A 13467-nucleotide genomic window follows, 5' to 3' on the forward strand; every position below is an offset into this window, starting at 1 on the left:
GTACAGAAGAAGGGATCCGACATCGACCTCGGCGGCATGCTCCGCAGCGAACTCACCCTCATCGCCTCCCAGGGCTACCCCACCGAGATCTTCGAGGTCACCCCCGAGATCGTCGAACACCACGAACGCTTCGCCAAACTCATCAGCCACCGCATCCCCTTCAACGAGGTCGACACCGCCTTCACCCTCGCCCTCACCCCCGGAGCCGCCGAAAAGGTCGTCGTCACCTTCGACGAGTAGGACGACGACCGGACCGGCGAGTAGCCAGTAGGGCGAACACGCGGGCGGGGCCCGGGGAGACACGGCTCCCCGGGCCCCGCCGTCACGTACGGGGTGTCACCACTCGACCGGGAGTTCGTAGACCCCGTACACCGAGCCGTCGTGCTTGAAGGTGATGTTCTCCAGGCCGGTGGCCAGGCGCAGGGTGGGGATGCGGCGGTACAGCGTGCCGTAGACGATCTCCAGTTCCAGCCTCGCCAGGGGCTGGCCCAGGCACTGGTGCACCCCGAAGCCGAAGGCGATGTGCCGGCGGGCGTCGCGGGTGAGGTCCAGGCGGTCGGGGTCGGGGAAGGTGTCGGCGTCCCGGTTGGCGATGTCGTTCGGCGCGATGATGCCCTCGCCGGCCCGGATGACCTCCCCCGCGAACTCGATGTCCTCCAGGGCCGCCCGGCGCCGCCCACTGTGGGCGATGTTCAGGTACCGCAGCAGCTCCTCCACCGCCGAAGCGATCAGCTTCGGGTCGTCCGAGTCACGCAGCAGGGCGAGTTGGCCGGGGTTCTGGAGCAGGGCGAGGGTGCCGAGGGCGATCATGTTGGCGGTCGTCTCATGGCCGGCGACCAGCAGCAGGACGCCCATCTGGGCCGCGTCGTTGCGGCTCAGCTCCCCCGCCTCGATACGCCCGACCAGTCCGGAGAGGAGGTCGTCGCCCGGGGCGGCGATCTTCGCGCCCACGAGGTCGTCGAGGTAGTTGAGCAGATTGGTGCTGGCGGTCAGGCGCTCCTCGGGATCGATGTCCCGCTTGATCAGGATCTTGCTGTTGTCCTGGAAGAAGTCGTGGTCCGTGTACGGCACTCCGAGCAGGTCGCAGATCACCAGGGAGGGCAGCGGCAGGGCGAACGCCTCGACCAGGTCGACCGGTCGGGGACCGGCCAGCAGGCCGTCGATCAGGTCGTCCGTGAGTTTCTGGATGCCCGGTCGCATCGCCCGGGTGCGTTTCACGGTGAACGCCGCCGTCACCATCCGGCGCAGCCGGGCGTGTTCGGGGTCGTCCTTGAGGATGAAGCTGATGTTCGTCTCGCCGGTCACGGCGCTGGACAGCGGGTAGCCGGGGGTCGCGGGGTCGGAGCTGACCCGGGGGTCGCCCAGCAGGGTCCGCTGGTCCTCGTACCGGGTCACCAGCCAGGGCGTGCTGCCGTTCCACAGCCGGACCCTGCGCAGCCGGGCGTCCTGCTGGAGGTCCCGCAGGACCGGTGGGGGGTCGAAGGGGCAGCGGGCCGCCCGGGACATGGGGAACTCCGGGACCTCGGCCGGGTGGGCGGTGGGGGGATGGGCTGTGCTCGTCATGACGTACTCCGGTACTCCGTGAGTGGGGGGAACGGTGCCTCGTACGTGGTTTCGCCTGCTTCCCTTCGGTGCTGCTCGCGGTGCTCATCCGGTGTGGGTGACCGGTGCCAGCCAGAGGCCGACGACCGCGTCCACCAGACCGGTGGCCGTGTCGTGCCAGTTGGCGCGGGGGGTGGTGCTGTGGTCGGACAGGGCGCGTTCACGCTCGGCGCACATGTTCAGGATCAAGTGGCGGGCCATGTCGCCCCGTTCGGCCCGGACGTCGGCCGGGAGGTGGGGCAGACAGCGGTTCAGGCCGTCGATGATCTCCCGCAGCCTCGGGGAGGCGAGGGCCTCCTCAGTCATGATCTCGTAGAGGGCGGGGTCGGCCATGACCTGGACGCAGAACCGCGCGTACCAGGTGGGGTTGCCCAGGGCCGCGAGGTGCTCGGGGATCGGCCGGACCAGACAGTCCACCCAGTCCCGCAGGTCGGCGTCGGCCCGCAGACCGGCCAGGAGCCGCAGGCGCACCTCCTCGATCTCCTGGGCGTGCTTGCGGACGATCGCCCGTACGAGGTCGGCCTTGGTGCCGAAGTGGTAACCGACCGCCGCGTTGTTGCCCTGTCCGGCCGCTTCGCTGACCCGGCGGTTGGACACGGCGTACACACCGCGTTCGGCGAAGAGCCGTTCCGCCGCGGTGAGGATCAGCTCGCGGGTCACGCCCGCCCGCTCCTCCCGAACCGTTCTGGCCGGCATGGTCCACCGCCTCACTGGGACTTCGCGCGGCCTGCGACGAGCGGTCCCTCCGGTCGCCGGACGTTTCCTCAACCCCGCACGATCAGGCAACTCCTGTGGCTAGCCTAAGTCAAGCAACTGACTTAACTTGACGGAAACCGTTCGCTCGGAGGCGCCGACATGTCCGAAGCACCTGCCCGACCTGCGGATTCGGCCGGACCGGCCGAATCGGGGGTGCCCGGCCCGCTGCGGGCGAACGCCGTCGTGGCGGTCCTGGCCTTCGCGGGGATCGTCGTGGCGCTGATGCAGACGCTGGTGATCCCGCTGCTGCCCGAGCTGCCGAAGCTGCTCGACTCCTCGCCCTCGGACGCCACCTGGGCGATCACCGCGACCCTCCTGGCGGGGGCCGTCGCGACGCCGGTCGTCGGGCGGCTCGGCGACATGTACGGCAAGCGCCGGATGCTGCTGGCGAGCCTGGCCCTGCTGGTGGCCGGCTCGGTGGTCTGCGCCCTCAGCGACAGCCTGGCCCCGATGCTGGTCGGGCGAACCCTGCAGGGGATGTCGTCGGGGGTGATCGCGCTGGGGATCAGCATCATGCGCGACGAACTGCCGAGCGAGCGGCTCGCGGGCGCCACCGCGCTGATGAGCGCGTCGCTCGGGGTCGGCGGCGCCCTCGGTCTGCCGGCCGCCGCGTTCCTGGCCGATCACGCGGACTGGCATGTCCTGTTCTGGGCCTCCGCCGGCACGGGCGTCGTGGCCACCGCGCTCGTCGTACGGATCGTGCCGGAGTCGCCGGTGCGCACGGGCGGGCGCTTCGACGTGGTGGGCGCGGCCGGGCTGTCGACGGCGCTGGTGTGTCTGCTGCTGGCGATCTCCAAGGGCGCCGGCTGGGGCTGGGGCAGCGCCCGGACCCTGGGTCTGCTGCTCGCGGCGCTCGTCGTGCTGCTGGCCTGGGGCCGCTGGGAGCTGCGCGCCGGGCAGCCGCTGGTGGACCTGCGCACCAGCGTCCGCCGCCAGGTGCTGTTCACCAACCTCGCGTCGCTCGTGTTCGGCTTCTCGATGTTCGCGATGGTGCTGGTCTTTCCGCAGATCCTGCAGTTGCCCGAGGCGACCGGATACGGTCTGGGCCGGACGATGCTGACCGTCGGCCTGGTCCTGGCCCCGCAGGGCCTGGTGATGATGGCGACGGCCCCGCTCTCGGCCCGTCTGTCGAGGACCAAGGGCCCCAAGGTGACCCTGATGACGGGCGCCCTCGTGGTGGCCGCCGGTTACGGCCTGAGCCTCTTCCTGATGGCCACCGTCTGGCAGCTCGTCCTGGTCTCCTGTGTGATCGGGGCGGGCGTCGGACTGTCGTACGGGGCGATGCCCGCGCTCGTCATGGGGGCGGTCCCGGTCTCGGCGACGGCCGCCGCGAACAGCCTGAACACGCTGATGCGGTCCATCGGGACGGCGGTGTCGAGCGCGGTGGCAGGCGTCGTACTGGCCCGGATGACCACCTCGTTCGGCGGAGTGCCGCTGCCCTCCGAGAACGGGTTCCGGGTGGTGATGGGCATCGGTGCCGGGGCCGCCGTGCTGGCCTTCGGCTTCGCGTCCTTCCTGCCCCGCGGACAGGCCGGCGCACCGCCCGTGGAGCCGGCCGAGGGGCGGTTGGTGGCTTCCGCGCCGGGTGCGAAGTCCCGCGACGAAGCGACCGGTTCGGAGTAGGAGGAGGCTCCGGAGGGTCTATCGTGTCGGCATGTCCGTCCCTGAACTGATCCGTATCGTCTCCCGCGACTCGCCCATGGCCCTGGCCCAGGTGGAGCGGGTACGTGCAGAGCTGGCCGTCGTCCACCCGCACACGCGCACCGAGGTCGTCCCCGTGAAGACGACCGGCGACAAGTGGATGGGCGATCTGTCCAAGGTCGAGGGCAAGGGGGCGTTCACCAAGGAGGTCGACGCCGCACTGCTGGCCGGTGAGGCCGATCTCGCGGTGCACTGCGTCAAGGACGTACCCGCCGACCGGCCGCTCCCGAAGGGGACGATGTTCGCCGCGTTCCTCAAGCGGGACGACATCCGCGACGCGCTGATCCACCCGGGCGGTCTGACCCTGGACGAGCTGCCGGACGGCACCCGGATCGGTACGTCCTCGGTGCGCCGGATCGCCCAGCTGGCCGCCTCCCACCCGCACCTGGAGTGCGTGCCGTTCCGTGGCAACGCCAACCGGCGGCTGGAGAAGCTCGCGGCCGGTGAGGCGGACGCGCTGCTGCTCGCGGTGTCCGGCCTTGAGCGCATCGGCCGGATGGACGTGGTCAGCGAGGTCCTCTCCCCCGAGACGATGATGCCGCCGATCGGCGCGGGCATCCTCGCCCTCCAGTGCCGTGAGGGCGACCACGAGCTGATCGACGCGGTCAGCAGCCTCGGCGATCCGGACACGCATCGGGAGGCGACGGCCGAGCGGATGTTCCTGCACGTTCTCCAGGGGCACTGCAACAGCCCGATCGCCGGGTACGCGAAGGTGTCCCGCAACGACGAACTCTCGCTGCGCGCCTGTGTGTTCACCCCGGACGGCAAGGTCCAGCTGAACGCCCACGAGTGGGCGGGCCGTCTCGATCCTGCCACCCTCGGCACGTCCGTGGCGGTGGCGCTGCTGCGGCAGGGCGCGCGCGAGCTGATCGACAACATCGCGCACTGAGGAATCACACGCTGAGGAACGGGAAGCGGGAACCGATACCGCCCGGTGCGCCGGGCGGTTCGGTCGTTCAGGTGGGTTCCGTCTGGCCCTTCTGGTCCCGCTGTTCCCTCAGGTCCCGCTGTTCCTTCAGGAAGTCGCTCACCTGGACGGCCACGCCGTCCCGGGCCGTGCCGTGGTGCGTGCCGGTGCCGGTGAAGTCCTCGGGGAGGCCGATCCCGCCCGCCCAGAGGTGGCGGGCTGTCCACTCCTCCTCGACGCGCAGCTGGATCTGTACGTCCACCTGCGCCAGGGACGCTTCCGGGCCGGCGGCGTACAGGACGGCCGTGGCGCGGCGCAGCGGGTGGACGTCGAAGCCCTCGATGAACTGCGAGTTCCGCCAGTCGATGAAGGCGCCCTCGCCGTCGGGGCCGAGCCGGACGTCGACCTGGCCGTCCTCCAGATGGACGCCGTAATGCCGCTCGCCACGGTTCTCGACGGTCACCCGGAGGCTGAAATAGGTCAGCCCCTCGGCGGCGTCGTCGCGCCCGCGCGGCGGTTCGGCCGCCACCAGACGGTGTACGCGGACACGCAGGCCGGCATGCTCGTCGTACTCGTGCCAGTCCCCGACCACGTTGGGCTCGCGCACAGTCCACCTCTCGACCTCGGATGGCTGCTTCCTATCCTTGTGCCCGGCGCACAGTCAAATGAGCGGAATGCGCTGTGGCCAGCGAATTCGCCCCCTTGATCACTGATCAAGCGGTGTGCAGCGGATATCCGCCGAAGGGCCGCCCAACCATGGTCGGCCGCGTGCCGCACATCACGTTCCGGTGCATGGTCGTGACCGGCGTTCAGCGGGCCAGGCGACCGAGGAGCGAGGAGGCCGCCACGATGCTCAGGACGGCGGCGAGCAGCAGGACCCCGAAGTCGACGGCGAGGTTGGACGGGGTGCCGAGGAGGAGTCCGCGCAGGGCGTTCACCTGGTAGCTCAGCGGGTTGATCCGGCTGACCGTCTGGAGCCAGCCCGGCATCACGCTCACCGGGTAGAGGGCGTTGGAGCCGAAGAAGAGCGGCATGGTGATGGCCTGGCCGATGCCCATCAGCCGGTCGCGGGTGAGGACGATCCCGGCGATCGTCATCGACAGACAGGAGAAGAAGGCGGAGCCGAGGACGACGGCCGCCGCGACGCCGAGCAGCTTGAGCGGGTTCCAGGTCAGGGCCACCCCGAGGAGGGCGGCGATGACGATGACTACGACGGCCTGGATGAGCGCCTTCACACCGGCCGCGAAGGCCTTGCCGGTGATGAGGGCCGTGCGTGGGGTGGGGGTGACGAGGAGCTTGGTGAGGATTCCTGCGTCCCGCTCCCAGATGATCATGATGCCGTAGAAGATGGCGATGAACATGGCGGACTGGGCGATGATGCCGGGCGCCAGATAGTCGAGGTAGGGGATGCCGCCGGTCGGTATCGCCCTGATCCGGGTGAAGGTCTCGCCGAAGATCAGCAGCCAGAGGGCGGGCTGGACGGCCCTGGTGTACAGCTCGGTGCGGTCGTGGCGGAGTTTCTGGAGTTCGACGGCGCACATGGCGCCGACCCTGGCGGGCAGCAGTCGCCAGCCCGTTCTGGGCGTGGGCGGTACGAGCAGCAGGTTCAGGGCGGTGGGGTCAGCCGACGCGGGACGCGGTGCGGCGGGTGCTGCGGACATCGCGGAAGTCTCCTGACCGTTCGTCGAGGCCGCTGCCGGCGATGTCCCGGAAGACGTCCTCCAGCGTGGGCGGCGGGGCGGTGTCGGACGCGCCCTCGGCCCGGCGCCGTTCGCCGAGTCCGGCCCGGAGTTCGTCGGGGGTGCCGAGGGCGCGGATGCGGCCGTGGTGCATCAGGGCGACGCGGTCGCAGTACTGGTCGGCCTCGTCCATGTAGTGCGTGGTGACGAGGACCGTCATGCCGGTGGCGGCGCGCACGGCGTCGATGTGCTCCCATACGCCCGTTCTGGCGATGGGGTCGAGTCCGATGGTCGGTTCGTCGAGGATGAGCAGCCGGGGCGCGCTGACCAGCGCCTGGGCGAGTTCGAGCCGGCGCACCATGCCACCGGAGTAGGTGCTCGCGAGCCGGTCGGCCGCGTCGGTGAGCCCGACCGCTGCCAGCGCCTGGCCGACCCGTTCGGCGCGTTCGCGGCGCGGGACGTCGAAGACCCGGGCGAACAGGACGACGTTCTCGCGTCCGGTGAGCCCGGAGTCGGCGGACAGCTGCTGCGGTACGTACCCGAGCAGCCGGCGCACCGCCATCCGGTCCCCGGCGGCGTCGTGCCCGAAGACGCGGACCATGCCGGCGGGCACCGGCAGCAGCGTGGTGACGCAGCGGATCGCCGTGGTCTTGCCCGCGCCGTTGGGCCCCAGGAGGCCGAACACCTCCCCCTCCCGGACGCCGAGATCGAGCCCGTCGACGGCGTTGGTCCCACCGAAGGCGTACACGAGTCCGGTACAGCTGACGGCTTCTCGGCTCTCGGGGATGTCGGCGTTCTCCGTGGTCCCGGCGATCTCGGTGGTCCTGTCGTACGTCATGACTCCTCCGCCTCCTCGCGCAGGTTCCGGGCCAGTTTCCGCAGGGCCGGGAGCGCGGCCCGCAGGGCCTCCCGGTCGGCGTCGTCGAGACGCGCCACCTGCCGTCGTACGAGAGCGGTGCGCCGTTCCCGCCAGTCCCTGAGGCGTGCCTCGGCCGCCGGGGTGGGCAGCAGCCGGGCGGCCCGGCGGTCGGCGGGGTCCGTACCGCGGATCAGATAGCCGTCCTTGACCAGCTGGTTCACCAGCGTCGACACGGAGTTGCCCGCGAGGTACAGCTCCCTGGCCGCGTCCGAGATACCGATGCCCGGTCGGTCCATGACCAGCCGCAGCAGCTCGACCTCGGCGCCCCGCAGCCGGGGCACTTTCGTCCCGCTGCGCAGTCGGCGCCGGATGAGCCGCTGCACTCCGAGAAGCGCGTCGGCCAGTTCGTCCGCGAAGGTCGCTGGTTCCACACGCCGAGATTAGCTCTGTGTCAGAGGTATCTGGGGAACGGGGAGGGAAAGGGCGAGTCAAGAACATGTATGCGACATCTTCCGCGCCGCCGTGAATTCGCACGGCGATCGGCGAGAAGCAGCAAGTCACTCTTTATGATGATTTGTTTCCATGTCACCGGGAGCGGGAATTTGCCTTTCAGTGCTTCGGACAGGAGGCACGTCCGTGGGAGCCGGTTAGCCGGGCCTTCGGCCGTCCTCCGTGCGGTCCGTGAGCGCACCCTCCCGCGGTGTCTGTCCAGCCGGCACCGACCGAGGAAGGTGCGCGCGATGCGTATCGCCACGAGAACGAATCGCCATCCGCACGACGACGCCCCCGACACCGCCGCCGACTTCGAACGGCTCGTCTGCCTGCCCGAAGGGCAGGAGCGCCGCGCCCTCCGCGACGATCTCGTACGGGCCTGGCTGCCCATGTCGGAGCGGATCGCCGTCCGCTTCCGGGGCCGCGGCGAGGCGCTGGAGGATCTCTACCAGGTCGCGGCCATCGGCCTCGTCAAGGCCGTCGACCACTACGACCCCACGCGCGGCGCCGCCTTCGAGGCCTACGCCGTGCCGACCGTCACCGGTGAGATCAAGCGCCACTTCCGCGACCACCTGTGGGCACTGCATGTGCCGCGCCGGGTCCAGGACCTGCGCAACCGGGTACGCGCCGCCTCCAAGGAACTGTCCGCCACTGTCCCGGGCCGGCCCCCGACCGTCGCCGAGATCGCCGCGTACACCGAGCTGAGCGAGAGCGAGGTGCGTACGGGCATGGAGGCACTGGAGTGCTTCTCCGTGCTGTCACTGGAGGCGGAACTGCCGCGCACCGACGGGTACGCGCTCGCTGACACGGTCGGCGGAGCCGATCCCGGCTTCGACCTGATCGTCGACCGCGCGGCCGTCAGCCCCTGTCTGCGGGCTCTGCCCGAACGGGAGCGGACCATCCTCTATCTGCGATTCTTCGGCGGGATGACACAGAGCCGGATCGCCCGGCAGCTCGGCATCTCCCAGATGCACGTCTCCCGGCTGCTCAGCGCCTGCTGCGCACGCGTACGCGAGGAACTCGACGTGGACGAGGAACCGTCCGACGGAGAACTTCTCGCCGATGCCTGCTGAGGAACGGCGGCCCCGTACACACCCCAGTCGCCCGGGCAGGTCATTCACGGCCGGGCGACTGAGGGGCGGGCTCACTGCCGAACCCTCCCGGGAGCGATTCCCCAGCGTGCCCTGCTCCCCGGTGTCACCGCAGGGGCGGGGTTGAAACACCCCCGGTCAGGAATAGCGCTCCGTGTCCGGTGCGCCACCCGGAATCTGGGTGGGTCCGAAGCGGTCCAGCACGTCCTCCAGTTCGGCACGGATGTCGGACGGCATCTCTCCGTTCCGTCCCCAGATCAGGATCATCTCCGCGAGATTGCGGAGTTTGATGTTGGTGTGCTGGGAGACCTCTTTCAGTACTTCCCAGCCCTGGTCCGGTGTGACCCGCCCCAGCGCGACCATCATGCCGATCGCCTGGTCCACGACGGCATGGGAGGTGACGGCCTCCTTGAGCTGGTCGACCTCGGCCCGCAGGGCGACGACCTGGTCGTCGTCGCTCGGGCCGCCGTCCATGGGCATGGACATGGTCACCTCCGGGTCACGTCAAACGTACTCCCCCATCGTCGCCACTGGGCCTGCCGGGTGCCAACAGGCCCGATCGGGGTACTCGACAGGCACCCGGACGGGGTTCGGCCGGAGACTGGTGTCCGGCCGGCACACGCCGGTGGACGGAACCAGGACGCGAGTGCCATGAACCACGACACGACACAGCCCAGCGGCGCGACGGACGTCGTCTCGACCCATTCCGTGTTCGGCGCCCCCTGCTGGGTGAGCCTGACCAGCCGCGATCTGCGGGCCACCGAGGCGTTCTACAGCGCCGTACTGGGCTGGCGGTGGCGTTCGGCCCGGCTCGGCGACCGCTTCCGGGTGGCACTGGTGCAGGGCACACCGGTCGCGGGGATCGCCGCGGTGGCCTCCGTATGGCAGGTGGCGGTCGCCTGGATCCCGTACTTCGCCGTGCCCAGCGCGGACGAGGCGGCGGGCCGGGCCCGCGAACGCGGCGGTACGACGGCGGTCGGACCGATCTCCTTCCCGCCCGGCCGAGCGGCTCTGCTGGCCGACCGGGACGGGGCGATCTTCGGGATCTGGGAGGGCGAGCTGCTCGCCGGCTGGGAGGCCTGGCGACGCGCGGCACCGGCGTTCGTACGACTGCACACCCGCGACGCGTTCGACGCGGCCATCTTCTACGGGGAGATCCTGGACTGGGCCTCGGACCGCCCCGGTTGCTGCGAGGTCCACTACGAGGCCGACGAGGTCGTGCTGCGCAGCCGGGGCGACGTCGTGGCCCGTATCGTCTCGGGCGCCCTGGAGGCGGCACCCGACCCCACGATCCGGCCGCACTGGCAGGTCCACTTCGCGGTCGAGGACGTGGCGGCCTGCGTCAAGGCCGCGGAGAACAACGGCGGCAGCGTCCTGCGGTACGACGGCTCGGTGCCGTTCGAGGCGGTGCTGCGCGATCCGGACGGGGCGCAGTTCACGGTGACCTCACGCGTCCCGCGCTGAGCCCTCCGGCTGCCGGACCGACGAGTAGAGGTACTGGTCGTCCGCCAGCGGCTGGGTGCGGACCCTGCCCTTCCAGAGCAGCACCCCGTGCCGCCGCTCCCAGCGGGCGACCCACCATCCGCGAGCCAGCCACGCCGACGCGAAGATCAGCGGGAAAAGGGCCAGATCGCGCTCCCAGAACAGACCGCCGCCCACCGCACACGCGGCCATGACGACGAAGAGCAACACGTTGACACAGTTGCGGTACTCCTCGCCCCGCGTCGGCAGGACCGCGGCCGGCTCCTGCAGCGGAACCGCCTTGTCGAAGTCCCGCCCTTCACCGAACCACTTGATCCGGGAGACGGTGAGCACCCCGAACCCGGCGACGAGCGCCAGATAGATCAGCCCGAAGACGACCGCCCGGCCGACTCCCCCGGACGTCTCGGGGGCACCCTCCACCCCGAACACCACCCCCGCGCTCACCACCGCCGCGCAGAACGCGAGGAGCGCGCACGCCACCTCGTAGTGGACGTACCTGAACACGGTGTTCCCCCTGCGCACGATGCTCCCCCTGTGCCCCACCCCGGCCCCGGGGCAGAGTGTCAACTCCACTATGCCCCGGGGGAGTCCGGAATGTGCCGCTCCTACACGTTCACGAGGGAGTCCCGCGCCCTGCCCGTCGCACCGGCGAAGGACGGGACCACCCGGGGCACCTGGCGCACCTCCCGCAGGGTCGGCGCGGGTCCGGTCGAGACCAACGGGACGCCTTCGCAGGAGCGGGCCCGGCGCGAGAACCAGATGATCTTGGCGCCGGTGTCCGTGGCACAGCAGCCCCAGCCGTCACTCAGGGCGGCGATCCACGCCAGACAGCCGCGCAGTTCCCGGTCGGGGCGCAGATCGCGGTCGTGCTCGGCGATGGCGGTGATGAGGTGCTGGCCGTTCCACCACATCTCGATCACCGCACGCTTGTCGGTCGCGTGCTCGTCGATGGCGCGCAGCAGCACTTCGGTGCCATGACAGACGGGTCCGACGAGGTGCTCCAGGTCCCACAGGCGCAGGTGAGCGGCCAGGATGCGCTCGACCTGGCCGACCCGTTCCGGGCAGACCTCCACGTCGAGGTGGTAGTAGCAGGGCTCTGCGGTCTTCATCGTCGTTGGCTCCTCACGGCGGACTCACACTTCTGCACGCGCTGCGGGGCCGGGCCCCGAACGCGAAGCGTGAGCACTGTTCGCTTCTGAGTCAGCTCCAGAGTGGGAGCGCTAGTCCATTCGTGCAACACGAGAGCCATCCGTGGTTGTTGAAGACCCAACAAGACGCTGGGTCGCCACACATGCACCATGAGTGAAGGTCTCGCAGTAGAAACCACAGAAGTCGCTCAAGCAGGTCAGTCATGAGGAAGGGGACCAGCGCCATGCTGCTGCCCGCCAAAGCCGAGGTCGCCCGACAGCTGAACAAGTACCGGGCGTGGGAGCGCGTCATGCTCGCGGCCCCGTCCGACCGTTCGGCGCGCGACAGTTTCGAGGACTCGGGCTACACCTTGTGCGTACTGATGGGGAAGCGGTGCGCGCGAGAGGCCGCACACGCCGCCGAACGCTATCTCCGCACGAGCCTGGTCACCTACCTGCGTGAGCAGGCCGGCTGGACCCACACCGACCGTTTCACCGGACACGCTCCGCCCACCGTCCAGCGCTCCGCCGCAGGCGGATAGCCCACCGGTGCCGCCCGCGACGCCCGTCCCGACCCCCGACCCCATTACGGCAGAGGTGAGACCCATGAGCCCGACTCCGGCCATCGGCCGCATCCCGGTCCGGGACGTGCGCCCGGCCGTCGAGGGCGGCAGACGCCCGGCGAAGGCCGTCGCGGGAGAGACCTTCCAGGTCACCGCGACGGTCTTCCGCGAGGGCCATGACGCGGTCGGCGCGAACGTGGTGCTGTGCGACCCGGAGGGCCGCCCGGGCCCCTGGACGCCGATGCGCGAACTCGCCCCGGGCTCCGACCGCTGGGGCGCGGACGTCACCCCGGACGCGACGGGCCACTGGACCTACCAGGTCGAGGCGTGGGGCGATCCGATCAGCACCTGGCGGCATCACGCGGGGATCAAGATCCCCGCCGGGATCGACACGGGGCTGGTGCTGGAGGAAGGCGCGCAGCTGTACGAGCGTGCAGCCGCAGGTGTGCCGCAGAAGGCGGCCCGTGCTGTCGTGCTGGCAGCCGCTCGGGTCCTGGGCGACGACTCGCTCCCTGTCGCGGATCGTCTCGCGCCGGCGCTGACCCCGGCGGTGGACGAGGTGCTGGCCCGGTTCCCGTTGCGTGAACTGGTCACCGCGAGTGAGCCGTTGGCGTTGGTGGTGGAGCGGGAGCGGGCCCTGTACGGGGCCTGGTACGAGTTCTTCCCCCGCTCCGAGGGCACCGTGCAGCAACCCCACGGCACGTTCCGCACCGCCGCGCGGCGGCTGGCGTCGATCGCCGCGATGGGCTTCGACGTCCTCTACCTCCCCCCGATCCACCCCATCGGCCACACCTTCCGCAAGGGCCCCAACAACACCCTCTCCGCCACCCCCGACGACGTCGGCGTGCCGTGGGCGATCGGTTCCGAGGACGGCGGGCACGACGCCGTCCACCCGGATCTCGGCACGCTGGCCGACTTCGACTTCTTCGTCGCCGAGGCCGCCCGCCACGGCCTGGAGGTCGCCCTCGACTTCGCGCTGCAGTGCTCCCCGGACCACCCCTGGGTGCAGAAACACCCCCAGTGGTTCCACCACCGGCCGGACGGCACGATCGCCTACGCGGAGAACCCGCCGAAGAAGTACCAGGACATCTACCCCATCGCCTTCGACGCCGACCTCCCCGGCCTCGTCGCCGAGACGGTGCGGGTGCTGCGGCACTGGATGGACCACGGGGTGCGGATCTTCCGCGTCGACAACCCGCACACCAAAC

At 70.5% G+C, this 13467-nt stretch carries 15 protein-coding genes and 1 pseudogene; 7 read left to right on the forward strand and 9 right to left on the reverse strand.

Annotated elements, in window-relative coordinates; genetic code table 11:
• Positions 1-240 (forward strand): annotated as a pseudogene (locus ACWCRB_RS45120) (theronine dehydrogenase); the annotation flags it as partial.
• Between the two features lie 96 nt (positions 241-336).
• Here the strand turns inward: ACWCRB_RS45120 and ACWCRB_RS45125 are convergent.
• Positions 337-1563: a cytochrome P450 gene (locus ACWCRB_RS45125; protein WP_451001622.1), complete on the reverse strand. Its 1227-nt coding sequence runs from the start codon at positions 1561-1563 to the stop codon at positions 337-339.
• A gap of 84 nt (positions 1564-1647) precedes the next feature.
• Positions 1648-2298, reverse strand: coding sequence for a TetR/AcrR family transcriptional regulator (locus ACWCRB_RS45130; RefSeq protein WP_369037765.1), 651 nt, complete (start codon positions 2296-2298; stop codon positions 1648-1650).
• Between the two features lie 159 nt (positions 2299-2457).
• On the opposite strand from ACWCRB_RS45130, the gene ACWCRB_RS45135 reads away from it, so the two are divergent.
• Both ACWCRB_RS45135 and hemC read left to right on the forward strand, forming a co-directional pair.
• Complete coding sequence (locus ACWCRB_RS45135; protein WP_451001623.1) at positions 2458-3981, forward strand: MFS transporter; 1524 nt, start codon at positions 2458-2460, stop codon at positions 3979-3981.
• Between the two features lie 31 nt (positions 3982-4012).
• Positions 4013-4948, forward strand: a complete 936-nt coding sequence (hemC, locus tag ACWCRB_RS45140) for a hydroxymethylbilane synthase (RefSeq protein WP_451001624.1) — start codon at positions 4013-4015, stop codon at positions 4946-4948.
• A 67-nt stretch (positions 4949-5015) separates the two neighbouring features.
• Here hemC and ACWCRB_RS45145 read toward each other — a convergent pair whose 3' ends face one another.
• From ACWCRB_RS45145 to ACWCRB_RS45160, 4 genes are all read right to left on the reverse strand, one after another.
• Positions 5016-5573 carry a hypothetical protein gene (locus ACWCRB_RS45145; protein ID WP_451001625.1) on the reverse strand — a complete coding sequence of 186 codons (558 nt, stop codon included), beginning with the start codon at positions 5571-5573 and terminating at the stop codon, positions 5016-5018.
• Between the two features lie 202 nt (positions 5574-5775).
• Positions 5776-6627, reverse strand: coding sequence for an ABC transporter permease (locus ACWCRB_RS45150; RefSeq protein WP_451001626.1), 852 nt, complete (start codon positions 6625-6627; stop codon positions 5776-5778).
• Positions 6587-7483, reverse strand: coding sequence for an ATP-binding cassette domain-containing protein (locus ACWCRB_RS45155; RefSeq protein WP_451001627.1), 897 nt, complete (start codon positions 7481-7483; stop codon positions 6587-6589). Before ACWCRB_RS45155 ends, ACWCRB_RS45150 begins: the two co-directional genes overlap by 41 nt.
• Positions 7480-7935, reverse strand: a complete 456-nt coding sequence (locus ACWCRB_RS45160; protein WP_451001628.1) for a MarR family winged helix-turn-helix transcriptional regulator — start codon at positions 7933-7935, stop codon at positions 7480-7482. Before ACWCRB_RS45160 ends, ACWCRB_RS45155 begins: the two co-directional genes overlap by 4 nt.
• A 309-nt stretch (positions 7936-8244) precedes the next feature.
• Between ACWCRB_RS45160 and ACWCRB_RS45165 the strand changes: the two genes are divergently transcribed.
• Positions 8245-9069, forward strand: a complete 825-nt coding sequence (locus tag ACWCRB_RS45165) for a SigB/SigF/SigG family RNA polymerase sigma factor (protein WP_451001629.1) — start codon at positions 8245-8247, stop codon at positions 9067-9069.
• A gap of 156 nt (positions 9070-9225) precedes the next feature.
• Here ACWCRB_RS45165 and ACWCRB_RS45170 read toward each other — a convergent pair whose 3' ends face one another.
• Positions 9226-9573 carry an ANTAR domain-containing protein gene (locus ACWCRB_RS45170; RefSeq protein WP_451001630.1) on the reverse strand — a complete coding sequence of 116 codons (348 nt, stop codon included), beginning with the start codon at positions 9571-9573 and terminating at the stop codon, positions 9226-9228.
• A 165-nt stretch (positions 9574-9738) separates the two neighbouring features.
• On the opposite strand from ACWCRB_RS45170, the gene ACWCRB_RS45175 reads away from it, so the two are divergent.
• Positions 9739-10551, forward strand: coding sequence for a VOC family protein (locus ACWCRB_RS45175; RefSeq protein ID WP_369037756.1), 813 nt, complete (start codon positions 9739-9741; stop codon positions 10549-10551).
• Here the strand turns inward: ACWCRB_RS45175 and ACWCRB_RS45180 are convergent.
• Both ACWCRB_RS45180 and ACWCRB_RS45185 read right to left on the reverse strand, forming a co-directional pair.
• Positions 10534-11091: a hypothetical protein gene (locus ACWCRB_RS45180; RefSeq protein ID WP_451001631.1), complete on the reverse strand. Its 558-nt coding sequence runs from the start codon at positions 11089-11091 to the stop codon at positions 10534-10536. The two genes, ACWCRB_RS45175 and ACWCRB_RS45180, sit on opposite strands and share 18 nt — an antisense overlap.
• An 83-nt stretch (positions 11092-11174) precedes the next feature.
• Positions 11175-11678 carry a pep a2 gene (locus ACWCRB_RS45185; RefSeq protein ID WP_451001632.1) on the reverse strand — a complete coding sequence of 168 codons (504 nt, stop codon included), beginning with the start codon at positions 11676-11678 and terminating at the stop codon, positions 11175-11177.
• Positions 11679-11941: 263 nt separating this feature from the next.
• On the opposite strand from ACWCRB_RS45185, the gene ACWCRB_RS45190 reads away from it, so the two are divergent.
• Together ACWCRB_RS45190 and ACWCRB_RS45195 are read left to right on the forward strand one after the other, a co-directional pair.
• Positions 11942-12238, forward strand: coding sequence for a DUF5133 domain-containing protein (locus ACWCRB_RS45190; protein ID WP_451001634.1), 297 nt, complete (start codon positions 11942-11944; stop codon positions 12236-12238).
• A gap of 64 nt (positions 12239-12302) precedes the next feature.
• The coding region (locus ACWCRB_RS45195) for a maltotransferase domain-containing protein (RefSeq protein WP_451001633.1) at positions 12303-13467 on the forward strand (1165 nt) is incomplete at its 3' end.

It is taken from the genome of Streptomyces sp. NPDC002156, assembly GCF_053593675.1.